Here is a 23,640-nt window from a genome sequence, read left to right on the forward strand (position 1 = left end):
TAAAAATTTTCTCACAAATTGAATAGTTTCTATTATCAACTCTTTTCTTCAAATTATCAAGGTTTTTCTTCTCTGAATGAACAAATGTATTTTTGGGGAAGACGTTATGTGTGCATAGATGAAAAAAGAGCCGGCGATATGCCGAGCTCTTTGTCTTTATGAAGAAGAGGACGAAGAAGATAACTCCTGCTTCATCACTTTGTTTTTACGTTTTTCTTTTAAGAAGAATGAAAGGACGAGTCCAATGACCGCAATAGCACCAGACACGATAAATGACGTATTCATGCCATGAACGGCTGACTTCATTGGATCGGATAATGCTGCATTGGCAGCAGAGCTGCTCATAATGGAGACAAGCACAGCCGTCCCGATAGAGCCGCCCATTTGTCTCATCGTATTATTCATTGCTGTCCCGTGCGGAATCAAATGCGGTGGTAACGAGTTAATACCGGCTGTTGTCAGCGGCATCATGATCATTCCAACCCCGATTAAGCGAAGTGTGTAGGCCACTGTAATGAGGGTAATCGATGAATCAAGGCTGAGCATCATAAATGGCAGGGAAGTGACAGCTAATATCGTAAATCCGCCTAGAGCCAGCCCTTTACCGCCTACTTTGTCAAAAATTCGTCCGATAATCGGCGATAGGAATCCCATAAAGAGAGCCCCTGGCAATAAGATCAGCCCTGTATCAAGGGCTGATAACCCTCTGACATTCTGCGTATAGAGCGGCAGAATCGTCTCTGTTCCAATCAGTAAGGCAAAGACGAGCATACCGAGGAAGGTCGTTAAGCTAAAGATCGCAAACTTAAAGACGCCAAACTCAAGCATCGGTCTTTTCAAATTCGACTGACGCAGGATAAAGAAGAACAAGCTCACAGCGCCGACAATGAGTGAAATCAGAACGGTCGCACTCGTCCAACCATACGTTCCGACACTTGAAAATCCGTACAGCAGTCCGCCAAATCCGAAGGAAGACAGGATCACCGATAAGACATCGATACGAGTGTCTCTTTGCTGTGTGACATTTTTCATTAAGAAGAAAGCAAGAATGAGATCAATAATACCGATTGGAAGAACAATATAGAATAAGAACTTCCAGCTAAAGGAATCGACAATCCAGCCGCCAAGTGTTGGTCCAAGCGCCGGTGCGAATGAAATCACTAGTCCGACCATACCCATGGCTTGCCCGCGTTTTTCTTTTGGGAAAATGGTTAAGAAGATCGTTTGCATGAGCGGCATCAAAATCCCTGCGCCAGCTGCCTGCACGATACGTGCTGCAAGTAACACTGGGAAATTAGTGGCGAACGAAGCAAGAATGGTACCTGCTGTAAAAATGCTAAGAGCCGTTAAGACTAAGGAACGGCTTGAAAATTTCTCAATTAAAAAGGCCGTAATTGGGATGAGAATCCCGTTTGTCAGCATAAAGGCTGTGGTCAGCCATTGACCTTTACTGACATCAATATTGAACTCTTCCATGATATGCGGGATCGCTGGAATGAGAAGCGTTTGGTTTAAGATCGCAACGAACGCCCCAACGAGGAAAATCCCAACAATCACAGACCGGTTATACGATGTTGTTGATTGGTTCATATTATCCCTTCTTTATCTATAAAATAATGCTTTTCAGCTGTGACACGTTTTGAGATAAAACGCTGTGTTTGCCTAAATAATCAAGCAATGAGCTAATTAAAAAGGTTCTCGGTTGGTCCTTTGACAGTTCTTGACTCAGCAGTTCAAACGCAGAGAGGAGATCGTCCTTTTCTTCTCCGTTTGCTAGTGTGTGAAGCTCTTGTTTCATCTTTGTTAAGTACGAGATGACAAGCTTTTCTTCATCATATTCTTCCTGTGTGGAAAGCAAATAAGAGTCCATCAGCTGATCTGTTAGCACAGGCTCAATGGAGCAAGGCTTTATTGATACACGGTCCATTACACCGATGATCATTTCGGCGGCATTTTCTAATTGGATGTTCTTGTGCTCAATCGCCAACATCAAGATGAATTCTCTCATTAATCCGTTGAGGACAATCACAAGATCCCACACATAAGGCGCAACAGATTCACCATATGTGCTTAAAATGATGTCTCTGTGTCGCTGCATGATAATGGAGCGTGTCTCACGTAAATGCTTAATGACGATGGGCGAATGCTGTGAAAAAGCTTCAAAGGACAGCATATTCAAAAATTTATGATTCTCTTTAAACTCTTCAAGCTCAAGCTTAATCTTTTTTGTGAATTTTTCCTTTTTGGACAGCGTCGTTTCGGAATGAATGATCTGAGAAATCTCTCTCATTTTGCGCTGATTGTATTTAATCAGTTCCAATAGAAGAGCTTCCTTTGAATCAAACAGTTTATAAATTGACGCTTTTGATATTTTACAGGCATCAGCAATTGACTGCATAGAGACACTCATATAGCCTTTTTGAGAAAATAATTTCTTCGATACCCGCAAAATCTCTTCTTGCTTTTCGTTCATCTTCATAAGTCCTTTCCGAATCGGCAAAACCATATGGTCACAATGGAAACCGAGTGGTCACTTTTGCTATGATAACAAAACCAATGACACATGACAAGAAAATGAACTTAAAAAAATACATGTCTCAATGACATGTATCCGATTGTTGACAAAGGGCTAAAATGAACTTGATTTTAGCCCTTTGTCTTTTTTGTCATAGACGAGTAACGAGATTGTATGTTAGAACAAAATACGATACATTTATCGTATGAATAATCCAAATCATCCAACCCAAGAAAACATGAGACTCATTTCTGTGCTGCAAGCATTGGCTGACCCTGTTCGGCTGGAAATTGTCCGCTGCTTAGCAGAAGCGGGTGAGAGAACATGCGGTACGTATGATATGAACATTGCCAAGTCCACGCTGTCGCATCACTTTAAAGTACTAAGAGAAGCAGGCATCGTGAAAGTGAGAATTGACGGGAAGCACCGTTACTACTCTCTCAGAAATGACGACATTGATACCGCTTTTCCAGGCCTCTTGTCATCCGTATTAGCTGTAGACAAGGAGCGGTGGTAAGAGAGTCTTGCATCAACAAATGACAAATCCCCAAGGCATTGTAACCTTGGGGATTTGTGATGCGTCTCGTGTAAAACGGAATTAGGCCATTGAATGATCCATAGACAGATGGACAATGTCATAAATGTGAATCTGCTGCTCTATATTCTCTGGTAATGAGTCCAGAAAAGAATATTTGACGCATTTCCATTTATCGGGGTTATATACGATGACTTCACCCTTATTATTGTTAAAATGGGAAAAGAGATGGGCGATATCTAGATTTTCAAGGCAATCAGTAGGATGAATCGTCACATACTCTTCAAGAACGAATGTGCTACGATGAAAATCATCTGTTAAATGAACGGAATACGTGATGCCAATATTGATTTGTTTCCAGCCAAAAGAACGTAAAATATGATCAAATGCCCCCTTAAACACAAAATCCGTCATCCCCTCAGATTGTTTCCAAATATACAATGGGCAATAGCCATTGTGTAAACTCCTATGTTTGTCTTTTTCAGTGATCAAATAAGCTTTAAATAATAAATCCTGATATCCATCTGTTTTCCATCCATTGTTTCGTACTCTTTTTCTAATGATATTCATATCATAATCCGCAGGCAGATCCACATGATATTGCATGGCATGCATAGAAACACTCCCTTTCAATAGCCATCATAATCGACTTCAAACCAGTTGAATAATACATATTTGTGTTATTGTTATCACAAAAAGTGATAGGTGATCATGATGAATATAAATGATTTGATTATTTTTATAGAGGTGTATCAAAAAGAATCGATTAATCAAGCGGCTAAAGCTTTAGGGTATGCGCAATCCAATATTTCTCAAAGAATCAAAGCGCTTGAAACTTTATATGATGCAACATTTTTTATCCGGCATCATCATGGAATCAGTTCAACAGGACAGGGGGATTTATTTTATCAATACGCTCAAAAAATCGTAAAAGAAACGAAGGACATTCAACAAAAATTGACTTCACAGAAAAAGACCGTTTTATGCTCTGAACTTCTATTTAACGTTTTGTACGAGCAGCATGTTTTAGAGGATATTCAAGCCACTGATTTTATCATTGCTTCATCAAGTACGATCAACAAAAAGTTAACAGAGGATGTGTATGATCAAATTATTTCTTTTAATCAAATGGAAAAAGCGGAATATCAATTAAAAGAGGTAAAGAGCTTGGCATTGAACGTATATGGAAAATCCAAAGAGATATACGATGATGATATTTCATTGGTCGTGAATCGTGATCAGCTTTGCCCATTAAGACATGAGGCCACGCGTATGCTGGGTGATCGAACCCTATTTGAGTTAGATTCGTTTGAAGGAATGATCAAAATCGTTGAACAGGGAGATGGTATTGCGTTACTGCCAACCAACTTAAAAAGCCTTCAAACACTCGTGAAATTGCTAGAAAAAAATATTCACATCAACTATTACGTTTATGAAAGAATGTGATCGTAACACTCCTCTATGGGTATAGTCCCGTCAAAGGAGTGCCACGATTCATCTACATGAGCTGTTTTATTTCCCATAAATCGAGTCATACAGGCGTTTCACCGCTGGCTTAATATCCACTGGCCGCATATGAGAGAAACCGAGGACAAGCGGGACAAAGCCTTCTTTGTGACCAGGCACATGCTCATCAAGGGTAAAACGGTCCATCCCGTACATTTTCAGCTTTCGGTCTTTGGCACGCTGTAAAATCTCATGCTGCGTACGATCTGAGCGGAATTCTGCGATAAAATGCAGCCCTGCATTTTCCCCGATAATCCGTACGTTGTCACGAAAGACAGTGTCGAGCTCTCCAATGAGCTGTTTTCGTTTTTCCTCATATAGCCCATTCATTCTTTTAATATGCCGCTGATAGGCGCCATCTTTTATAAAATAAAGAAGGGTGTATTGTGTAAAAAGGTTAGCCGTTTGAATAAAAAAGTGCTGTTCTTCTTTATAGCGTCTTAATAAATGCTGCGGCAGCACCATGTAGCTGATCCTCAAGCCGGGCAGCAATGATTTCGAAAAGGTTCCCATATAAATGACTTTGTCATAGCGGTCAAGGCTCTGCAGCGCCGGAATGCTGTCTGTGCCGTACTTAAATTCACTGTCATAATCATCTTCAATGATATAGCGATCTGGCTGATCAGCTGCCCAGTTTAATAGCTGTATCCGCCTAGAAATCGGCATGATCACCCCTGTTGGGAACTGATGAGAAGGCGTAATGATCAAGACATTTGGCTCTTTCTTCTGAATATCGCTCATCCGCACCCCTTTTTGATCAATGCCAATCGTTTCAATCCGGTGATGATTGTTTTTCAGCATTTGATACAGTCTGCGATAGCCGGGGTTTTCTAATCCGTATATTTGATCAGCTGGAAGGATGCTAGATAACGAATGAATGAGCGACTGTGTACCTGCACTTAAAATGAGCTGTTCAGGGTAGCATTTGACCCCTCGTGCAAGTCCAATCAGCCGGGCAATTGTTTCCCGCAGCTCATAGACGCCTTGTGGGTGCGGCAGCTCACCAAAGGCGTCTTGGTGGAGATGAATCGCTTTTTGCTCACTTTTCAGCCAACTTTTAAAAGGAAAATTAGCTGTATCAACAGAAATATGAGAAAAGGAATACCAGTCATCTCGCTCAATCGGATTCTCTTTTAAATCTGCTGGAAGGGAAGAGGGTTTCAGTTGACCTGATTCATGAAATGTTTCCAGTGATTCCACAAAAAAGCCTTTCCGTTCAACTGAATATAAATATCCCTCGGCAAGCAGCTGCTGATAGGCGCCATTCACTGAATTGACGCTGACGTTTAAAGTATCTGCTAACTCTCGTTTAGACGGTAATTGATCGTGCGGCTGCAGGTTACGGTTTAAAATTTCCTCTTTAATTTTTGTATAAATTTGATGATAAATAAATCCGTTTTCCCCTGTTTGATCTAGTTGAATTGTCAGCATCTCGTCATTCCATCCTCTCTGGTACCATGAAAAAAATGATATTGGTACTTTCTATCATACCAAAAAATATTCAGAATAATAAAAAAGACATAAAGGGGATGGATGACAATGAGTCAAACGACAACAAACCGTTTTTCAACAGAGGAATGGCAGGGGAAAAGAGATCAATACGTCGCAAGAGGCGTAAGTAATGGCAACCGTCATCTTGCAGCGAAAGGGAAGGGAGCCGAGCTTTTCGATATTGATGGCAATCGTTTTATCGATTTTGCAGGCGCCATCGGTACATTAAATGTAGGACACTCCCATCCAAAGGTTGTGGAAGCAGTCAAAGCGCAGGCAGACAGCCTGATTCACCCAGGATTTAATGTCATGATGTACGAATCCTATATCGAATTGGCAGAAAAGCTATGCCACCTCACACCAGGCGACCACGACAAAAAAGCCATTTTCTTAAATTCAGGTGCCGAAGCGGTTGAAAACGCAGTGAAAATTGCCCGTAAATATACGAAAAGACAAGCGGTTGTCTCATTTACAAGAGGCTTCCACGGAAGAACGAATATGACGATGAGCATGACAAGCAAGGTCAAGCCTTATAAATTTGGATTCGGACCATTTGCGTCAGAGGTTTATCAAGCGCCGTATCCTTATTACTATCAAAAACCTGAAGGATTAAGCGATGCAGCCTACGACGAATACATCATCGATCAGTTCAATCAATTCTTTGTCGCAACCGTTGCACCAGAAACAGTCGCTTGTGTGGTGATGGAGCCAGTCCAAGGGGAGGGCGGATTCATTGTACCATCGAAGCGTTTTGTCCAGCATGTCGCTTCATTCTGTCAGCAACATGGAATCGTATTCGTGGCAGATGAGATCCAAACAGGATTCGCAAGAACAGGGAAATACTTTGCGATTGAACACTACGATGTGGTGCCAGACTTAATCACTGTGTCAAAATCACTTGCAGCTGGCCTGCCGCTGAGCGGTGTTGTTGGCAGAAAAGAATTACTTGATGCAGCGGACCCAGGGGAGCTAGGAGGAACGTATGCTGGCAGTCCATTAGGCTGTGTGGCAGCTTTGGCTGTACTTGATATTATTGAAACAGAACAACTGAATGAACGATCTGAACACATTGGACAAGTCATTGAGGACAAAGCGAATGAGTGGAGAAGTCAGTATTCATTCATCGGGGAAGTCCGGCGATTAGGGGCAATGGCGGCCATTGAAATTGTGGAAGATCAAAAAACGCGTACACCAGATAAGAAGACAGCCGCAGCGATTGCAGCCTATGCAAACAAGCACGGACTACTCTTATTAACGGCAGGGATCAATGGGAATATTATTCGCTTTTTAACACCACTTGTCATCACAGATGAGCTGCTGCAAGAAGGACTAGGGATCATCGAAGACGCCTTCACAGCACGCTAAACAACAAAGGGGGATGGTTGTATGCAAAAACAACAAATGGCTAAAACCATGTCGCAGTCAGACGTACTGTTTTTATCCATTGGTGCAATGCTTGGCTGGGGCTGGGTTGTACTTTCGGGAGATTGGATTTTAACAGCTGGATTTTTAGGAAGTGTGATTGCCTTTGTCATAGGGGGCATTCTCGTCATCTTTATTGGACTAACGTATGCAGAGCTTTCCTCTGCGATTCCAGAAACAGGCGGAGGACTCGTCTTTGTCCAGCGGGCATTTGGGATCAAATCAGCGTTTGTCTCCGCATGGGGCGTATTGTTCGGTTATGTGTCCGTGATTACGTTTGAAGCGGTCGCACTTCCGACAGTCATTGACTATGTCATTCCAACACAGCATGTTGGTTTCCTATGGAATATAGGAGGATGGGATGTTTACTTTACATGGGTATTGATTGGATCTGGCGGTGCACTGTTTTTAACAGCTCTGAACTACATTGGCGCAAAGCCTGCTGCCATTTTTCAATCGGTGTTCACAGTGGCCATTATCCTGACAGGTTTTCTTCTATTAGGCGGAGCTACATTTAATGGAGATTTTGCAAACCTTGAGCCGATGTTTCAGGGCGGGGTTGGCGGTCTGATGGCTGTGTTAGTGATGATTCCCTTTTTATTCGTTGGGTTTGATGTCATCCCGCAGGTAGCGGCGGAGATTAACGCACCTAAGAAGATCATCGGGAGAATTTTGATTATCTCCATTGTGAGTGCGGTTGTATTTTATCTGCTCATTGTCTTTGGAGTAGCGGCAGGATTGTCAAAAGGTCAGCTTGAGGCTTCATCACTGGCAACAGCAGATGCCATGGTACAGCTTCTTGGTCATCAGGCGTTTGGGACTGTGCTTGTCATTGGTGGTGTAGCAGGCATTGTGACGAGCTGGAATGCATTTATCATTGGTGCAAGCCGTATCCTCTATGCAATGGCGGAAAGAGGCATGATTTCCAAATGGTTTGCGTATATTCATCCGAAGTATAAAACACCGACAAATGCCATTTTGTTCTTAGGTGCACTTGCATTTTTTGCACCATTACTTGGCCGTCCTGCCCTCGTGTGGATTGTTAATGCAGGCGGTGTGGGTATCATCGTTGGGTATTTGATTGTGTCCATTGCCTTTATGAAACTTCGCAAGACAGAACCTGAGCTTGAGCGTCCATACCGCATTAAATATTGGCGGACGACCGGCGTTTTAGCCATTGGCCTTAGTTTCCTTTTTCTTTCATTTTATTTTCCTGGGATGCCGGCCTCCTTATCATGGCCAGCTGAATGGATTTTGCTTTTAGGTTGGGCACTCATTGGGTATATACTATATGTAATGAATCCAAGAACGAAGGAGAAGGTAGAGCATGACAAACGAACTCAAAGTGTATAATCCTGCAACCGGAGAAGAAATTGCCTCAGTTGCTCAGCATACAAAAGAACAGATTGAAGCTGCGATCACTCGCTCACACAAAGCATTCAAAACATGGGCCAAAACGTCAGCCCATGAACGTGCAAATATCATTCGCAAATGGTTTGATCTCATGATCGAGCATAAAGAAAGGCTCGCAAAAATCATCACAGAAGAAAACGGGAAGCCGTATCAAGAAGCATTAGGGGAAATCGTCTATGCCGCTGGATATATTGAGTGGTACGCAGAGGAAGCAAAGCGGATTTACGGCAGAACGATCCCGTCTCATACGACAAACAAACGCCTATTTGTCACAAAGCAGCCAGTTGGTCCTGTTGCTGCGATTACACCGTGGAATTTCCCTGCGGCGATGATTACAAGGAAGGCTGCACCAGCGCTTGCGGCGGGCTGTACGTTTATCGTGAAACCTGCTGAAGACACGCCGCTTACGGCCATCGAACTTGTCAAATTAGGCCATGAAGCCGGAATTCCAGAGGATGCCTTGCAATGGGTGATTGGAGATGGAAAAGAAGTGGGGGGAATCTTCACAGATAGTCCATTGATCCGCAAGATCACGTTTACTGGCTCAACACCAGTTGGAAAACATCTCATCAAAAACAGTGCGAGCACAGTGAAACACGTTTCTATGGAACTTGGCGGTCATGCCCCGCTGATCGTAGATAAGGACGCCAACCTTGAATTGGCTGTGAAACAAGCAGTGGCATCTAAATTCCGTAATGCAGGTCAGACGTGTGTTTGTGCCAATCGATTAATTGTCCATGAAGAAATTCATGAAGCATTTGCGCAAAGCTTCAGCAAAGAAGTGGAAAAGCTGAAAGTAGGAAATGGTTTTGAAGAAGGCACGTCCATCGGACCGATTATCAATAAGCGAGGCTTCGATAAAATTGTCGAACAAATTCAAGATGCCGTGGATAAAGGGGCGAAAGTTCTTGTCGGCGGCGATACACATTTTGACGATGAGAAGTCGTATTATTTTGTTCAGCCGACGGTGCTAACTCATGTCGATCCTTCAATGAACATTATGCATGAAGAGACGTTTGGTCCAGTGGCACCCATTACGACATTTAGCACATTAGATGAAGCCATTGAATTAGCAAATGATACACCTTTTGGACTTGCGGCTTATTTCTTTACAGAGAATTACCGCAATGGTCTCTATATATCTGAGAATCTAGATTACGGGATTATTGGCTGGAATGACGGGGGACCATCCGCTGTGCAGGCACCTTTCGGCGGTATGAAAGAGAGTGGTATAGGTCGTGAAGGCGGCATCGAAGGCATCGAGCCTTATTTAGAAACGAAGTATGTGTCAATTGGTTTAGACGAATAACATGTGAAAAAGACTGTCCGAGAAGTCTCGGCAGTCTCAGCGTGTAGGCAAACCCTCGCATTCTTTGTCAGTCCTGCGTGCTGGTGCTCACGAATGTGAAATTCGCTCCGCGCCAGTACTCGTCCTTCCTAGGGCTGCAAAGGTTTTCTATCACGCTGAAAAGGAAGACAAAGGGCTAAAATCAAGTTCATTTTAGCCCTTTGTCAACAATCTGTGACTGTCCGAGAAGTCTCGGCAGTCTTTTTTATGTTAAACAGCCGGTGGGAAAAGTTGATCCACCGTTTCTTTTGTTTCTTTGAGAATCTCGTGGATGTCGTCTGCAGATGCTTGTTCCATGCTGCTGAACAAGAGCCGTTCGACTGGCTCAACGCCGATCAGATCGAAGGCGGCTGTATCTGTCGTCATGTGATGGCTGGGGGTGATGATCATATTTGAATCAAGAAAGGTCCTCGGTGCATCATGCGTATTAATAATGACCCCTTTTTTGTCTCGAAGCAGATTTTTCACCACTCCGTTTTCATTGATCTCATACGCAAACCCCTCTGAAAAAACGCGCTCCACATAACCCTTTAGCATCGCCGGCAAGCCTGTCCACCATATTGGAAAGATAAATGTGAGGACATCAGCTTGTTGAATCAGCTTCTGCTCTCTTTGAACCGGTACCGGCACATGCCCATTTTTCATGGCAGCCTTTTCTGCTGTTGTCAGCTCTGGCGGAAATCCAATGGCATACACATCACGAACTGTCACATCATGACCATTGTTCAAAAGAGTGCTTACAACAAGATCTAATAGGGTTTGATTTAAGCTTTGCTGGGGATGAGCAAATATGATTAGATGGTTCATCTCATAGCCTCCTAGGTGGTCATGTGTCTCATTATGGCATGCACGAGTATCCTATTCAATCCTATATTGGAAATGATAGGTTGGGAAAATAAAGAGCGACCGCTTGAAAAAACGATCGCTCATGTAAGGTTTATTTCTTTCTAAAAGCAAGACCAAGTGCAATCAATGCCACAACTAAGGCTGCAATGGACAGACCAAGAACAAGTGGTGAAGAAGAAGCAGAGGCTGTTTCAGATGCCTTTTCTTCTTTTGGTTTTTCTTGACCATGTGAATCCGTTACGGTATTAGACGCAACAATATTTGTGATCGAATGAGGCTTATCAGCGTCCTTGTCGCCAGTCCATTCAACTACTGTTCCATCCTTGTAATATTGATACGCATCCCATGCCGCTTCGCCGGCTTTTTCAGGGTTTTTTGCGACAAACACGAATTGCTGGAACTGTCCAGCAAGGACACCATCGCCAGTTGCTTCCCAAGTGACTCTTGTGACTTTTCCGTTTTTCTCTTCAGTTGTTGTTTTCCAGCCAGGTACTGGTTCGTATTGCTGGAATTCTACGCCTTTAGGCATCGTGATGACAACCTTTGTTGTCGGACTGTCGCTTTCAGAAGGTACTTTTAACGTATAGGTTTCCCAAGCATTCGTTGCGGATGTATCAGGTTTGACTGTCACGTGTGCACTCACAGGAATCGCCAGTAAAAATGAAGCGAGAAGCATTGGTAATAAAGCTTTAACGTATTTTTTCATATGATATGAACTCCTTTTAGTTTCTTCTAATGAATGTCGTATCGATGTTGTCAAAAGAACCAGTTAATGCATGAATCTCAATTTTCCAAGTGCCTTTTTCATTTAGTAAGAGGTTTTCAGCCGAGAAGTGTCCATTCTTTAATCGTTTCAGCTGAAATTCGTTAGGCGTTTCATCACCGAACAAGGAGACTTTGTGGATCTTAGCTGTCACTGATTGAATGTCTGTGATCGTTTGTCCATCCTTCTTCGTAAATGCCACCTCGAACGTGTTTTTACCAGGAGCATTCGGGGTAATGCTCAAAGACACAAGGTCACGATGCTCCACCTGATTGGCTCCAAAGAATGGCTCTGGTGCAGGCGGCGGAGGACTTGGGATATTGGTGAATACGGCTGTTAATAGTAAAATAGCGATCCCAATGATCCACTCTGCTCGTAAAGATACGTTTCGTCTCTGCTTCTTTTCCCATCTCAGCATCAAATAATGGACGAGCCCAAGAAGACCCATGATGATAAATAAACCAAGTTTGATTAAGAAGGTGCGTCCATAAGCTGATTGGAAAAGGGCATCAAATGATTGCAGAATAAAAATCGCATTCACAAACCCAGAAAACACAATCAGTCCAACTGAGAGCAGTGCCCACGGATGAAAAGCTGTCAGGGTGCTGCGTATGAGCGGCTGATCTTCATTCGGCAGTTTCTTCATCAAAAGAAGGACAATGGCTGTTAAGCCGCCGACCCAAATAGATGCAGAAACGAGATGAATGAAATCGAGTGACGTTGTCAGTATTTTATTATCTGTAGCGGCTGGATGACCGATTTGTGCTTTCAGCCAAAGAAGCACGATGAAAATGAGCAGTGGAAACAGCCATACCCGGAAGGAAGTGAAGTTTCCTTTTTTCATCGCCACAATTGTCCAGATCGTCAGTAGAACAAATGACGCCATTAGCATCATCCACAGACTCCCGCCCGAAGTCGACGCAATGGTTTCTTGTAAAAGCGATGGTTGAAATGCTCCTAAAAAGGACACGTCTGCCGCTGATTTAGTTTGAATCGGCAGCTGGAACAAGAGTGCTCCGCCCATCATGATCAATGAAACAGTTAAGAGTCGCTTCATTCGCCGAGCTAAAACGTCGGTTATGACCGCTTTAAACCATAGAAGCCCAAATAAAATGGTTCCAAGAAATAAGCTGAATGACGTATACAGAAAGGCTTTGTCAATGGTTGAAGCCATGTCGATGGATTCACTTGATTGTCCTTGATCTAATTGATCAAATCCTCCATCCGCTTTTCCGATACTAAAAGGAATCATGCCAGACACAGAGTGTCCATCGGCTGATACTGCATTCCATTGAATGGTGTAAATTCCTTTAGGTAAATTCTTTTTTAAAGCTGCTTCCATGATCTTTTGCTCTTTGATGACCGTATCTCCTTGATCGACACGATCCCCTTTTGCATTGAACACCTTAATGGCATGAAATCCACTTTCGATTCCTTCACTAAAGGTGATCGAGACTGCAGGAGGCTGCTGATCCAGCTCTTCATTTGCCACTGGATTTGAGCTCACTACATATGCATGAGCAAATGCCTCTTTTGGCATGAAGAAGGAGAACATGAAGATGAGCAGCAAAAGCCACTTACTATATTTCAACAATGTAAATAACCGCCTTTCTACCTATGAAAATGTCTCATGTATCAGAAAGAAAGCGGCAGTAAACTGTGAGTCACAGAAAAACCGCTCTTTCTATTGTACCGCCCACTCTAAAAGGTAAACGAAACAAATAGCAAGATGGTTCACTTTTTCTGTGTCATGTCTTGTCTGCGCAGACGTTTCTTGAATGTTTGATCAATATAAGCCTATTCGATTTATGTAGAGGAAACAAGAAGTGACCATTTGAAAGTTGTGAAATTCCAATGAATTTTCGAGGAAATGCCGGCTGATTCACCTTTTCAGCCACTATCTTCTATGATCTGAAAGAGAATTCACATCATTTTTCAATTTTGTCACACACTAAGTGACAAAGTGACATTTAGTTTCAATTGAAGGGAAAGTGAAAGCGTTTTACGATAGGTATAAGGGCTTCACTGACTCTTGTTCTTATATCTTTTGACCTATAAAGCCCGAAATAAAGGGAGAGAAGAAAGGGGTTTTCACAGATGCAGGAAAAAAGCGGATTCCGCGTGAAAGTACAGCGCTTTGGAAGCTATTTAAGCGGCATGATTATGCCGAATATTGGTGCATTTATTGCATGGGGACTCATTACAGCTTTGTTCATTCCAAGTGGTTATCTTCCGAATGAGCAATTAGCTACACTCGTTGGACCGATGATTAACTACTTACTGCCGCTCTTAATTGGTTACACAGGCGGTAAACTCGTCTATGACCATCGAGGCGGAGTGCTCGGTGCTACGGCTACGATTGGCGTCATTGTTGGCTCAGACATTCCAATGTTTTTAGGTGCCATGATCATGGGACCGCTTGGCGGTTATCTCATAAAGAAAATCGACCAGCTGTTCAAAGACCGAATCAAATCTGGCTTTGAAATGCTTGTGAATAACTTTACGGCAGGTATCCTCGGTGCCATTCTCGTTGTCATTGCATTCTATGCCATCGGCCCAGTGGTACTAGGTCTGAATAAAGCCCTTGCGGCAGGTGTAGATATCATTGTCAATGCTCATTTACTACCGCTGGCAAGCATCTTCATTGAACCAGCAAAAGTATTGTTCTTAAACAATGCGATTAACCAAGGTATTTTAGGTCCGTTAGGGGTGGAGCAAGCAGCGAAGACAGGGCAGTCTGTTCTGTTCTTGCTTGAAACAAACCCAGGGCCAGGTTTAGGTGTTCTTCTTGCGTATATGTTCTTTGGAAGAGGAAATGCGAAACAGTCTGCACCAGGTGCCATTGTGATTCAGTTCTTAGGAGGAATCCATGAAATTTACTTCCCGTACATCTTAATGAAACCAAAACTTATTTTGGCTGTCATTGCAGGGGGAGCAAGTGGTGTCCTGACGTTCACATTATTAAATGCAGGATTAAAAGCTGTGCCGTCACCAGGAAGTATTATTGCGCTTATGCTGATGTCTCCAAAAGGCGGTCACCTTGCCGTTTTAGCAGGTGTTGTCGTAGCAGCTATCGTATCGTTCCTTGTCGCATCGGTCATTTTGAAAGCATCTAAAGAAGTTGACGAAGATTTAACAGCAGCAACAGAAAAGATGCAGGACATGAAAGGCAAGAAAAGTGCAGCAGCCGCTGCTCTTACAGCACAAAATGAAAATGCTGAAGCTAATGAGCAAGCAGCATCTCCAAGTGATGTCAATCCAGATGCCGTGAACAAAATCATCTTTGCCTGCGATGCAGGGATGGGGTCAAGTGCAATGGGTGCGTCCATTCTGAAAAACAAAGTGAAAAAGGCAGAGCTTGATATCGATGTGACAAACACATCGATCAGCAACATCCCAGACGATGCGGATGTGGTCTTTACTCATAAAGATTTAACAGACAGAGCCAAGGCAAAGCTGCCAGGCGCTGTGCATATCTCAGTGGATAATTTCTTAAACAGCCCGAAATATGATGAGCTGATTGAGAAATTGAAAAAATAACATGACGAAACGGGTTGAGTCCAATTTTTCCTAATTGAACTCCCCGTTTTGGTTGTTTTCCTGATTTTTATTCTAAAAAAGGTGTGTGATCATGTATGAAACAAGTACTTTCTAAAGACAATATTTTTCTAAACGAACAAGCAGGTTCTAAAGAAGAAGCCATCAAAAAAGCAGGCGAAGTCCTCGTAGCAAACGGCTATGTCACAAGTGATTATGTCGACAAAATGTTTGAAAGAGAAAACATATCTTCTACATTTATGGGGAACGGCATTGCGATCCCTCATGGAACAGAGGATGCGAAAGCGGCTGTCCTTCATTCAGGGATTTCCATTATCCAAATTCCTGATGGCGTTGAATACGGTGAAGGAAATGTGGCGAAAGTCGTCTTTGGGATCGCTGGGAAAAACAACGAGCATCTTGATATTCTTTCTCAAATTGCGATTGTCTGTTCAGAAGAAGAAAATGTAGAACGGATCATTCATGCAAAGGATCAGGATGAACTGATCGCCATCTTTAACGAGGTGAACTAACATGAAGGCACTTCATTTTGGAGCAGGGAATATTGGCAGAGGGTTTATCGGATCTTTGTTAAAGACATCAGGCTTTGAGCTTGTCTTTACCGATGTGAATGAAGCGGTCATCAATGAGCTGAATGAAAGAGGAGAATACACGGTTGAACTCGCAGCACCAGGGCAGAAGCAAGAAGTAGTCGGGCCCGTATCAGCGATCAATTCCTCGCAAAACCCAGCGGCATTAACAGAGGCCGTTGCCACAGCCAATTTGATTACAACAGCTGTTGGACCAGCCGTATTGAAGATCATTGCCTCATCGATTGCTGAAGGATTAAAACAAAAAAAGCCGGACCATATCATCAACATCGTGGCATGTGAAAATATGATTGGGGGAAGTGCTCATTTAAAAGAAGCGGTGTTCTCTCATTTAACAGCAGATGAGCAAGCAGCGATATCACAAACCGTTGGCTTTCCGAACGCTGCGGTTGATCGCATTGTTCCGATTCAGCACCATGAGGACATTCTCAAAGTGTCGGTTGAGCCATTTTTCGAGTGGGTCATTGATGAGACGGGCTTTATTGGAGATGTTCCTCAAATTGACGGAGCGACCTTTGTCCAAGATTTGACGCCGTATATTGAACGGAAGCTCTTCACCGTCAATACAGGACATGCACTAGCGGCTTATGTCGGGTATCAGCAAGGCGTAAAAACCATTAAAGAAGCTGTTGATACACCAGACATTCGTCAGATAGTCGAAGGTGCTCTTCATGAAACGGGCAGTTATTTAATTGAAGCATATGGCTTCCGAAAAGAAGAACATGATGCGTACATTCTAAAAATCATCAAACGATTTGAAAATGCTTTTATTTCCGATGAAGTGACTCGTGTCGCACGCTCTCCTCTTAGAAAGCTGGGAGCAGATGACCGTTTAATCGGTCCAGCGAAAAAGATCAAGCAGCCAGTGTACTTAATCAAAGGGATCGCTGCTGCTTTGGCTTACGACTTTGCAGAAGACGAAGAAGCGGTTCGCTTGCAGGCATTAAGGAAAGAAAAAGGCATTGAAGGTGTGCTTCAAGAGGTATGTGGACTCAAACCTGAAGACGATCTCTATCAAGCCATCCTCAAAGAAACCGAGCGATAATCAAAAAATCCCTTTCTAACGTGAAAGGGATTTTCAGCGTATAGACAAACCCCCGCATTCGGTGTCAGTCCTGTGTGTCGGTGCTCACGAATCTCTCATTCGCTCCGCTCCGATACTCGTCCTTCCTAGACTGCAAAGGTTTTCTATCACGCTGAAAAGAAGACAAAGGGCTAAAATCAAGTTCATTTTAGCCCTTTGTCAACAATTCTGAGATCCCTTTCTAACGTGAAAGGGATTTTTCTATGACTTTTTTAATACTTTCCCCTGCATGACGATATATGTAGTAAGGGGGAATTAGAACATGAAAAAGAAAGCGTTTGCTTCGAGAAGTGTCTTTTTTCAATTGATGTCAGCCATTATCGTTATTACAATTTTAACAGGCGGACTTGTAGGAACAACGGGGTATTTTTTAGCGAAAAATGTCTTAATTGATGCAGGGAAAGCAGATTTAAAACACATCGTAAATGGAGCGATGGCCACTCTTGAACAATTGAACGACCGTGTGGAGAACAAAGAACTGACGCTTGAACAGGCGCAGGAACAAGCCCGTATTTACTTGAGCGGGCCTAAAAATGACAACGGCAAAGGGTACCAATTTCAAAAATCAGATTTTATCTATAAAAATAAAGGCTACCTTGTCGCATATGGAGCCGATTATTCATCACAGGTTCATCCGGTTAACGACATTGGCGTCATCCCAGATGATACGACAAACCGTCAAAAAATGGTCGCTGGAGCCACAGCAAAAGGCGAGGATGCACACTATATCACCTATATGGATAAAGACGATGCCACGGGGGAAGAAAAGCAAAAACTCGCTTATATGAACCAGTTTACACCGTGGAATTGGAGTATAGGAATCGCCGTATTTCAGGATGAATTTTATAAAGAACTAGAGCAGATGAAGCTCTATATTATTCTCATTACAGCAGGTGTCGCTCTTTTAAGTATGGGTGTCTTTTATTTGGCAGCCCGAGGTAAAGTGAGACTGCTTAAGCAAGTCACGGCTGCTTCAAAAGAAATTGCGGCGGGCAATCTTGAACGCACCAGCTTAAAAGAAACCTCGGATGAAATTGGGCAGTTGGCAAAAGGCTTTAATCATATGTCAGGAGAGCTTAGAGCACTTGTGAGCGGTTTGCAGGAAACGAGCAGCCAGCTCGTCGAATCTGCGACAGATCTATCCGCCATCTCTGAAGAAACATCCGCCAGCAGTGAAGAAATTGGCCGAGCAATTGGAGATATCTCAACTGGGACCCTTCATCAGGCATCAGACCTTGAGGTAGCCAATCAACAAATGACTCAGTTCAATCAATCCATTGAAAACGTCAAAGAACAAAGCGACCAGATCAAACGAATTTCAGACCAGTCGAACCAATCTTCCCAGCAGGGTCAGCAAATTGTCCAGCAATTAAAACAATCAAATGAGCAATCCATTCAGGCATCTCAAGGCATTCGATCAGGGATTGAGCAATTAAGTACAAAAGTACAAGATATTTCACAAATCACAGATACCATTGAAAGCATTTCAAATGAAACGAACTTACTGGCCCTGAATGCGAGCATTGAAGCAGCTCGTGCAGGAGAGCATGGCAAAGGATTCTCGGTTGTGGCGAGTGAAGTGCGGAATTTAGCTGAGCAGACAAAGCAATCAGCTGTTCAAATCCAGCAGATGATTCAAGGCATTAAAGAAGAAACGACGTCTACAGCTGGCATGATGTCAAAAACAATGGATCGTTTTGCCGAGCTTGATGAAGCGGTTCACGCAACAGAACAAGAATTCAATTCCATCTCTACATCGATTTCACAAACCATCGTTGAAACGAATGCGATGGCAAAAGAGCTGAACACCTTACTAGAACAAAACGACCTCATCACAAAAGCGATGCATGGTGCAGCGCATATTTCTCAAGAAAATGCCGCAGCGATTGAAGAAATCACTGCATCTACAGACGAACAAGTCACCGCCATCTCCAATGTGGCGAAGGCAGCAGAAAGGCTCAATGAGCTAAGCATGCGATTGAATCAAGATATTGCACGTTATCGTTTATAAGGTATGGTCAAACGGACGTCGAAAAGTCGATGTCCGTTTTTTATTTAGACGACTTTCGTCCGTATTGCCCGTCGCTTTTGATTTGTTTGGTACGTTCGATAGGCTTTCCAAGCATTGGCACATAAAAGCCCTGTGAGTAAGTAAGATAAGCTGTTAAATAAATAGAAGTCCACACATGAAACGACAGCACACAGGATACCAAAGATGATTTGATCACGATTCTTTGCTGGTGAAGTAGGTGGATCAGTCAACATAAAGAATGCAAGGAACAAGACGGCATTTAAGTAGGGCGTCATAAAAGCAGATGAAGCATCCGTTAAGCCAATGAATCCCAATATGAGGTGGATCAGGCCGTATGCTGCTAGAAAGGCGAAAACTTGCGGGAACTTTTGTACGCGGCTTGTCACCAAATAACCGCCGACCACCACTAGGATTATAGTCCACCAAGGTAGAAGAGACATACCGCCCCACCAGCTTTGATTGGAAGAAAATAAAATGACTGAGAGCCATAAACCAAACGCAGCTGGATTCAAAATCGGTTTCTTTTGATAAGTGATGACATGCTTAGATAAAATGGCTGCTGCGGCTGTGAAAACAGAAACAGCAAAAGAAGTAGCTGGACTGAGAACAATGCCAATAATCAGCCCTGTGAGCAGAGCTCCATCAGGGAATGTGTGTTTATGACGTTTCCGAATCACTCTTGTAATAAAAGTGTCAAGAATTAGTGCTGTCCCGATGCTGGTGGCAACTGTAGTGAGACCACTAAGAAATCCAGTGTGCAGACTGCCGGCGGCTAGAAGAACCAAAAGAATGGCAATGACATACCGTTTCGGCGTCCGAATGTAGGTTTTTAGTGAAGGCGATGATTTCAAAAATGTTTGGTCTGTGGTTGGTGCTGGCTGTATTTCCATGATGGAACCTCCTTCATCTCCGGTGTTAGGGTCATATCAGCATCTTGATCCACCATCACGGCAGGTATTTCATGCTCGGCTAAAAAAGAATAACCTCCTTCTCTACCTAATAAAAAAGCAGCTGTAGAGAGACTATCTGCGAGCATACCGAGTGGTGCAATGACGGTACAGCTTAACAAACTTTGTTCAGACTGTTTCGTTTGAGGGAGAATCAAATGGTGCGTATGAGGATCATTACGGCTGATCCGTTCATAGCTTCCAGATGTACAAATCGCACAATTAGTCGTTTGAATGACCGAGATGTTGGTCTGTTTGTGAATGGGATGCCGAATCCCAATTGTCCACTCTTCTTGTTGTTCGTTAAATCCAGATACCAACACATCCCCACCAGCATTCATCATAAAGCCTTCCCATGCTTCAAGCTCTTTTGCGGCAAGATCGCACGCAAATCCCTTTGCAATAGAACCGAAATCCAAAATCAGCGGTTTGTTCAAATAAATCGTCCGATTCTTCTCGTTTAACTGGACGTCACGGTAATGAACAGCTGTATGTGGTACGTCATGTGATGAAAAAGTTTGTCCTGTCGTGTATAACCGATTGAATCCTTTTTGTTCCATGATTTTTCCGATGGTTGGATCATACTTGCCATTTGTTAACTCGGCTAACTCTAGCGCATAGGCTGTTAAATCGAAAAGCATTTCACTGACTAATACCTCTTGCTTTGAACGATTGGCTAACTTCATGACTTCAGAATCAGAACGGAAACGGCTAAAACGATGCTCGATATCGTAAAAAATGGAAAAGGCACGGTCGATGTCTTCTAAAACAGCTCGTCGATCTTCTTCATAGGCAACCACTTGAATATTGATAACAGTTCCCATAGCCAGCATGGATTTTTGAAAAGTAATGAGTTTTTGTTGTCCTAACCATTTCATCATAGTGTCTCCTCTCTATGCCTTTGCCTGCTCTAAAGCCTGAGCAACGGCTGTTTCAAAATCCTGAGTACTTAATGTTGCACCGCTCACCGTATCTACATCAGCACTTTGTCTGATAACCACTTCATTGGGTAATGATGAAATGGAGCTTTGCCCGTATCTAGTGTTATCACTCGTAATCTCGACAGAAGTGATATTTCCTTGTTTGATGGTAACAGATACACTGATAGAGCCAATCTCATTTGATCCAGTACCAGAAAAAGTACCATCCTTGAGTTCAGTTTCTGAAGTGGTATCTTCTGTTTGAGTGGCGGTAGTATCTGATGTGAGAGATGTATCGTTTGAAGAAGCGTCTGCTTGTGTATTTGATTGTGCTGTTTGAACGGCTTGAGCGTGATGGGTAGTTGCATAACCAGTGATGTATAAGCTGCTGATGGCTGCGGTGCAAAGACTAATCATTTTCTTATTTATTTTTGCCATGATGTATCCTACCTCCTATTACGATCTACTATATAGAAGAAATTTGAACAAACCATGAACAAGAAAAGAACGATTTTAGATAATGGGTATGAAGAACCATGATATTGCACGTTATCGTTTATCATTTATTTTTGACTGTGGTTCATTTATCAGGTAGGATGAAATAAATCTAAACCTTGCTCACGCAATCAAAAGGAGTGTTTCGGCCATGAAAAAGAAAATATTGATGTTCTTACCTTGTGGCTATGGATACTCCACTGCTGTTTTCTTTTAGAATAGACAAATATTGGTGAAGTCTGTCTACAGGAAGAAAAACACGCAGAAAAATCATAGTGAGTGAGGGATTTACATGGAAAAAATCACGAGAAAAAACCCAGAAAGTATGCCGAAACCCGTTGGCAACTACAGTCATATCACAAGGGTGCCAAAGGGTGCGGGGTTATTTGTGACATCAGGTCAAGTAGGGACAGGAGCGGATGGACAGATCCCATCAAGCTTGAACGACCAAGTAACCAATACGTTTGAAAATATAAAAAAAATCCTTGCATCAGAAGGATTGAATGAAGAACACGTCATCAAAGTCAATATTTGGGCAACAGAAGAAATTGATTGGGATCATCTATATCCACAGTGGGATGCAATCTTCAAAACCGCATATCCATCAATGACCGTTGCCTATGTGACGGCATTAGGATGGACAGAGCTGAAAATCGAAATAGAGCTATGGTGTGCAGATATTTAATCAAAAAAAGAACAGTGCAAACTGTTCTTTTTTAATAAGTATTTATGAAACAACTTGGAATCGCTTTGTAATGAATGCACCGAGAAATGCACAGGCTGTGTAGATGATGATCCAAATGAGAAAGGTTTTATTTCCACCAATAGAGGTGAACATCAGAATCACACTCGCTACCAGCACAATCAAGGTGGGAAACCAAATGTTCTTTAAAAACAATGTACCGAAAATACCAATCAGCACAGAGATCATAGGTAAACCAAATACAACGAATAAGACAAAAACAGCCATGTTGATCACTCCTTTGAACCAAATCAACTATTTACATAAAAACATATAATAGTGCAGCACCCATATGCGGAAGGGCAAAGATGATGAAAAGAAACGCCGTATCAAGACGAAACATCCGGTGTTCTTTTGTTTCAGAGTGATAGGCCGCTCGTGCCTCGTCCCCGTTGGTCCATGCACCCATAAGAAATCCAGACACGACGAATGCAATAATAGAGATTCCACCACTGACAAACCCAATCCATTCATGGTGCTGTAATATGAGCGCCGCACTGCAAATCACCAGCATGGAGCAAACACCAACAAAAAAAGCATGTTTCTTTCTCATTACGCTTCACTCCTTCGGACAGCTATTAGGAGACCGCATCACATATTTCAATGAAATGTCCATCAGGATCAGACACATAACTGACCGTTTGTCCCCACGGCTTCTTAGCAGGTTCCTTGATGACAGGTACCCCTTTTTCCTTCAAGGACGCAATGGTTTCATTCACATCATCCACAACAAAGCCAATCTCAAACGTTTGTGACGAGCTAACTGCCTCTGGAACAGGTAGACCAAGTGCCTCTTTCACATCTTGGCGTGAATTAATCGATAAGGTCACTTCTCCTGTATCAAACTCAACATAGGATTCAACTCTCAATTTAATCGGGAAACCGAGGATATGATGGTAGAACTGAATACTTGCTTCAACATCGTTTACATATAGAATGGTATATTTCATTTTCATATGGAAAGCTCCTCTCTTCATATACGTGTCAAAACCGGAAAGGTTTCCCACTCATTTTACCACATAGGCAATAAGATTCATTTAATTCCAAAAAAACCAATATTTCCACACTAATAGTCTTGAAAAACAAAATGTGGTGACATATGATAAAAATGTAAAATGAGAAAAAATAGGAGGGAACTTACATGTTGAAAAAAATCATGGTGGCTGTCATATCTTTCGGTCTTTTACTTAGCTTTACACAAGTTGACACTCACACAGCGGATGCAAAGACAGTCAAGTACAAAAACTGCAAAGCACTCAACAAAGTGTATAAAGGCGGCGTGGCAAAAAGCAAAAATACGAAAAACAAAGGTGGAAAAACGAAGTACAAGCCTTATGTATCAAAAGCACTTTACTTAAAAAATAAACATCTTGACCGTGATAAAGACGGCATCGCATGTGAACGTTAAGAAGAAGAAAAAAGACCTGTCACAA

24 protein-coding genes are annotated in these 23,640 nt (G+C 42.6%); 11 read left to right on the forward strand and 13 right to left on the reverse strand.

What is annotated here, in order from left to right:
- Positions 1–156: 156 nt before the first annotated feature.
- Positions 157–1,590 (reverse strand): MDR family MFS transporter, encoded by a 1,434-nt coding sequence (locus tag ACTJJD_RS14015; RefSeq protein WP_007498149.1) that lies wholly within the window; start codon positions 1,588–1,590, stop codon positions 157–159.
- 16 nt (positions 1,591–1,606) lie between these two features.
- Positions 1,607–2,473 (reverse strand): TetR/AcrR family transcriptional regulator, encoded by an 867-nt coding sequence (locus ACTJJD_RS14020; protein ID WP_231131664.1) that lies wholly within the window; start codon positions 2,471–2,473, stop codon positions 1,607–1,609.
- Between the two features lie 247 nt (positions 2,474–2,720).
- On the opposite strand from ACTJJD_RS14020, the gene ACTJJD_RS14025 reads away from it, so the two are divergent.
- Positions 2,721–3,032 (forward strand): ArsR/SmtB family transcription factor, encoded by a 312-nt coding sequence (locus ACTJJD_RS14025; protein WP_025206748.1) that lies wholly within the window; start codon positions 2,721–2,723, stop codon positions 3,030–3,032.
- Between the two features lie 81 nt (positions 3,033–3,113).
- Here ACTJJD_RS14025 and ACTJJD_RS14030 read toward each other — a convergent pair whose 3' ends face one another.
- Positions 3,114–3,665: a DUF4865 family protein gene (locus ACTJJD_RS14030; RefSeq protein WP_440608557.1), complete on the reverse strand. Its 552-nt coding sequence runs from the start codon at positions 3,663–3,665 to the stop codon at positions 3,114–3,116.
- A gap of 99 nt (positions 3,666–3,764) precedes the next feature.
- Here ACTJJD_RS14030 and ACTJJD_RS14035 point away from each other — a divergent pair, with 99 nt between their 5' ends.
- A complete protein-coding gene (locus ACTJJD_RS14035) occupies positions 3,765–4,496 on the forward strand; it encodes a LysR family transcriptional regulator (protein WP_025206749.1) in 732 nt (243 codons plus the stop codon).
- Positions 4,497–4,562: 66 nt separating this feature from the next.
- On the opposite strand, the gene gabR is transcribed toward ACTJJD_RS14035, so the two are convergent.
- A complete protein-coding gene (gene gabR, locus ACTJJD_RS14040; protein WP_440608558.1) occupies positions 4,563–5,987 on the reverse strand; it encodes a MocR-like transcriptional regulator GabR in 1,425 nt (474 codons plus the stop codon).
- A 108-nt stretch (positions 5,988–6,095) separates the two neighbouring features.
- Here gabR and gabT point away from each other — a divergent pair, with 108 nt between their 5' ends.
- Genes gabT through ACTJJD_RS14055 form a run of 3 tightly spaced genes read left to right on the forward strand, consistent with a single transcriptional unit; the run spans position 6,096 to position 10,191 of the window.
- Positions 6,096–7,412 carry a 4-aminobutyrate--2-oxoglutarate transaminase gene (gene gabT / locus ACTJJD_RS14045; RefSeq protein ID WP_039166217.1) on the forward strand — a complete coding sequence of 439 codons (1,317 nt, stop codon included), beginning with the start codon at positions 6,096–6,098 and terminating at the stop codon, positions 7,410–7,412.
- Positions 7,413–7,433: 21 nt separating this feature from the next.
- A complete protein-coding gene (locus ACTJJD_RS14050) occupies positions 7,434–8,822 on the forward strand; it encodes an APC family permease (RefSeq protein ID WP_008347228.1) in 1,389 nt (462 codons plus the stop codon).
- Positions 8,797–10,191: an NAD-dependent succinate-semialdehyde dehydrogenase gene (locus ACTJJD_RS14055; RefSeq protein WP_440600333.1), complete on the forward strand. Its 1,395-nt coding sequence runs from the start codon at positions 8,797–8,799 to the stop codon at positions 10,189–10,191. The genes ACTJJD_RS14050 and ACTJJD_RS14055 overlap by 26 nt, the downstream gene beginning before the upstream one ends.
- 249 nt (positions 10,192–10,440) lie before the next feature.
- Here the strand turns inward: ACTJJD_RS14055 and ACTJJD_RS14060 are convergent, their stop codons facing one another.
- From ACTJJD_RS14060 to ACTJJD_RS14070, 3 genes are all read right to left on the reverse strand, one after another.
- Complete coding sequence (locus tag ACTJJD_RS14060; RefSeq protein WP_045035018.1) at positions 10,441–11,037, reverse strand: NAD(P)H-dependent oxidoreductase; 597 nt, start codon at positions 11,035–11,037, stop codon at positions 10,441–10,443.
- Between the two features lie 130 nt (positions 11,038–11,167).
- Positions 11,168–11,782: a YcnI family copper-binding membrane protein gene (locus ACTJJD_RS14065; RefSeq protein WP_039166206.1), complete on the reverse strand. Its 615-nt coding sequence runs from the start codon at positions 11,780–11,782 to the stop codon at positions 11,168–11,170.
- A gap of 16 nt (positions 11,783–11,798) precedes the next feature.
- Positions 11,799–13,433 carry a copper resistance CopC/CopD family protein gene (locus ACTJJD_RS14070; RefSeq protein ID WP_284564889.1) on the reverse strand — a complete coding sequence of 545 codons (1,635 nt, stop codon included), beginning with the start codon at positions 13,431–13,433 and terminating at the stop codon, positions 11,799–11,801.
- A 503-nt stretch (positions 13,434–13,936) separates the two neighbouring features.
- Between ACTJJD_RS14070 and ACTJJD_RS14075 the strand changes: the two genes are divergently transcribed.
- The 4 genes from ACTJJD_RS14075 (at position 13,937) to ACTJJD_RS14090 (ending at position 19,082) form a co-directional block, all read left to right on the forward strand.
- The gene (locus ACTJJD_RS14075) at positions 13,937–15,379 is read left to right on the forward strand and encodes a PTS mannitol transporter subunit IICB (protein ID WP_440608559.1); all 1,443 of its coding nucleotides are present in this window, start codon (positions 13,937–13,939) and stop codon (positions 15,377–15,379) included.
- Positions 15,380–15,474: 95 nt separating this feature from the next.
- Positions 15,475–15,909 carry a PTS sugar transporter subunit IIA gene (locus ACTJJD_RS14080; protein WP_008347215.1) on the forward strand — a complete coding sequence of 145 codons (435 nt, stop codon included), beginning with the start codon at positions 15,475–15,477 and terminating at the stop codon, positions 15,907–15,909.
- Position 15,910: 1 nt separating this feature from the next.
- Positions 15,911–17,032, forward strand: a complete 1,122-nt coding sequence (locus tag ACTJJD_RS14085) for a mannitol-1-phosphate 5-dehydrogenase (RefSeq protein WP_284564890.1) — start codon at positions 15,911–15,913, stop codon at positions 17,030–17,032.
- 301 nt (positions 17,033–17,333) lie between these two features.
- Positions 17,334–19,082, forward strand: a complete 1,749-nt coding sequence (locus tag ACTJJD_RS14090; RefSeq protein ID WP_284564891.1) for a methyl-accepting chemotaxis protein — start codon at positions 17,334–17,336, stop codon at positions 19,080–19,082.
- A 44-nt stretch (positions 19,083–19,126) separates the two neighbouring features.
- On the opposite strand, the gene ACTJJD_RS14095 is transcribed toward ACTJJD_RS14090, so the two are convergent.
- The 3 genes from ACTJJD_RS14095 to ACTJJD_RS14105 are packed head-to-tail and all read right to left on the reverse strand — an operon-like array spanning position 19,127 to position 21,408.
- Positions 19,127–19,993, reverse strand: coding sequence for an RnfABCDGE type electron transport complex subunit D (locus tag ACTJJD_RS14095; protein WP_440608560.1), 867 nt, complete (start codon positions 19,991–19,993; stop codon positions 19,127–19,129).
- Positions 19,951–20,928: an FAD:protein FMN transferase gene (locus ACTJJD_RS14100; protein WP_440608561.1), complete on the reverse strand. Its 978-nt coding sequence runs from the start codon at positions 20,926–20,928 to the stop codon at positions 19,951–19,953. The genes ACTJJD_RS14095 and ACTJJD_RS14100 overlap by 43 nt, the downstream gene beginning before the upstream one ends.
- Positions 20,929–20,943: 15 nt before the next feature.
- Positions 20,944–21,408: an FMN-binding protein gene (locus tag ACTJJD_RS14105; protein ID WP_007498114.1), complete on the reverse strand. Its 465-nt coding sequence runs from the start codon at positions 21,406–21,408 to the stop codon at positions 20,944–20,946.
- 349 nt (positions 21,409–21,757) lie between these two features.
- Between ACTJJD_RS14105 and ACTJJD_RS14110 the strand changes: the two genes are divergently transcribed.
- On the forward strand, positions 21,758–22,150 hold the full coding sequence (locus ACTJJD_RS14110; RefSeq protein WP_440608562.1) for a RidA family protein: 393 nt from the start codon (positions 21,758–21,760) through the stop codon (positions 22,148–22,150).
- Positions 22,151–22,192: 42 nt separating this feature from the next.
- On the opposite strand, the gene ACTJJD_RS14115 is transcribed toward ACTJJD_RS14110, so the two are convergent.
- The 3 genes from ACTJJD_RS14115 to ACTJJD_RS14125 are packed head-to-tail and all read right to left on the reverse strand — an operon-like array spanning position 22,193 to position 23,163.
- Positions 22,193–22,435 (reverse strand): DUF2651 family protein, encoded by a 243-nt coding sequence (locus ACTJJD_RS14115; protein ID WP_224562789.1) that lies wholly within the window; start codon positions 22,433–22,435, stop codon positions 22,193–22,195.
- 31 nt (positions 22,436–22,466) lie between these two features.
- Positions 22,467–22,760 (reverse strand): DUF5316 family protein, encoded by a 294-nt coding sequence (locus ACTJJD_RS14120; RefSeq protein ID WP_019743141.1) that lies wholly within the window; start codon positions 22,758–22,760, stop codon positions 22,467–22,469.
- A 25-nt stretch (positions 22,761–22,785) separates the two neighbouring features.
- Positions 22,786–23,163 (reverse strand): VOC family protein, encoded by a 378-nt coding sequence (locus tag ACTJJD_RS14125; RefSeq protein ID WP_008347199.1) that lies wholly within the window; start codon positions 23,161–23,163, stop codon positions 22,786–22,788.
- Between the two features lie 200 nt (positions 23,164–23,363).
- On the opposite strand from ACTJJD_RS14125, the gene ACTJJD_RS14130 reads away from it, so the two are divergent.
- The gene (locus tag ACTJJD_RS14130; protein ID WP_370539175.1) at positions 23,364–23,615 is read left to right on the forward strand and encodes an excalibur calcium-binding domain-containing protein; all 252 of its coding nucleotides are present in this window, start codon (positions 23,364–23,366) and stop codon (positions 23,613–23,615) included.
- The last annotated feature ends 25 nt before the right edge of the window (positions 23,616–23,640 follow it).

The organism is Bacillus sp. 22446 (assembly GCF_052044955.1).
In the GTDB taxonomy this organism is placed as follows: Bacteria; Bacillota; Bacilli; order Bacillales; family Bacillaceae; genus Bacillus; species Bacillus altitudinis.

Coding starts and splice junctions, on each gene's coding strand:
- ACTJJD_RS14025 (WP_025206748.1), top strand. CDS start 2,721: ATGAATAATCCAAATCATCCAACCCAAGAAAACATGAGACTCATTTCT.
- ACTJJD_RS14120 (WP_019743141.1), bottom strand. CDS start 22,760: ATGAGAAAGAAACATGCTTTTTTTGTTGGTGTTTGCTCCATGCTGGTG.
- ACTJJD_RS14090 (WP_284564891.1), top strand. CDS start 17,334: ATGAAAAAGAAAGCGTTTGCTTCGAGAAGTGTCTTTTTTCAATTGATG.
- ACTJJD_RS14110 (WP_440608562.1), top strand. CDS start 21,758: ATGGAAAAAATCACGAGAAAAAACCCAGAAAGTATGCCGAAACCCGTT.
- ACTJJD_RS14050 (WP_008347228.1), top strand. CDS start 7,434: ATGCAAAAACAACAAATGGCTAAAACCATGTCGCAGTCAGACGTACTG.
- ACTJJD_RS14125 (WP_008347199.1), bottom strand. CDS start 23,163: ATGAAAATGAAATATACCATTCTATATGTAAACGATGTTGAAGCAAGT.
- gabR (WP_440608558.1), bottom strand. CDS start 5,987: ATGCTGACAATTCAACTAGATCAAACAGGGGAAAACGGATTTATTTAT.
- ACTJJD_RS14055 (WP_440600333.1), top strand. CDS start 8,797: ATGACAAACGAACTCAAAGTGTATAATCCTGCAACCGGAGAAGAAATT.
- ACTJJD_RS14115 (WP_224562789.1), bottom strand. CDS start 22,435: ATGGCTGTTTTTGTCTTATTCGTTGTATTTGGTTTACCTATGATCTCT.
- gabT (WP_039166217.1), top strand. CDS start 6,096: ATGAGTCAAACGACAACAAACCGTTTTTCAACAGAGGAATGGCAGGGG.
- ACTJJD_RS14030 (WP_440608557.1), bottom strand. CDS start 3,665: ATGCATGCCATGCAATATCATGTGGATCTGCCTGCGGATTATGATATG.
- ACTJJD_RS14100 (WP_440608561.1), bottom strand. CDS start 20,928: ATGAAATGGTTAGGACAACAAAAACTCATTACTTTTCAAAAATCCATG.
- ACTJJD_RS14080 (WP_008347215.1), top strand. CDS start 15,475: ATGAAACAAGTACTTTCTAAAGACAATATTTTTCTAAACGAACAAGCA.
- ACTJJD_RS14130 (WP_370539175.1), top strand. CDS start 23,364: ATGGTGGCTGTCATATCTTTCGGTCTTTTACTTAGCTTTACACAAGTT.
- ACTJJD_RS14015 (WP_007498149.1), bottom strand. CDS start 1,590: ATGAACCAATCAACAACATCGTATAACCGGTCTGTGATTGTTGGGATT.
- ACTJJD_RS14035 (WP_025206749.1), top strand. CDS start 3,765: ATGAATATAAATGATTTGATTATTTTTATAGAGGTGTATCAAAAAGAA.
- ACTJJD_RS14060 (WP_045035018.1), bottom strand. CDS start 11,037: ATGAACCATCTAATCATATTTGCTCATCCCCAGCAAAGCTTAAATCAA.
- ACTJJD_RS14065 (WP_039166206.1), bottom strand. CDS start 11,782: ATGAAAAAATACGTTAAAGCTTTATTACCAATGCTTCTCGCTTCATTT.
- ACTJJD_RS14085 (WP_284564890.1), top strand. CDS start 15,911: ATGAAGGCACTTCATTTTGGAGCAGGGAATATTGGCAGAGGGTTTATC.
- ACTJJD_RS14020 (WP_231131664.1), bottom strand. CDS start 2,473: ATGAACGAAAAGCAAGAAGAGATTTTGCGGGTATCGAAGAAATTATTT.
- ACTJJD_RS14105 (WP_007498114.1), bottom strand. CDS start 21,408: ATGGCAAAAATAAATAAGAAAATGATTAGTCTTTGCACCGCAGCCATC.
- ACTJJD_RS14075 (WP_440608559.1), top strand. CDS start 13,937: ATGCAGGAAAAAAGCGGATTCCGCGTGAAAGTACAGCGCTTTGGAAGC.
- ACTJJD_RS14095 (WP_440608560.1), bottom strand. CDS start 19,993: ATGGAAATACAGCCAGCACCAACCACAGACCAAACATTTTTGAAATCA.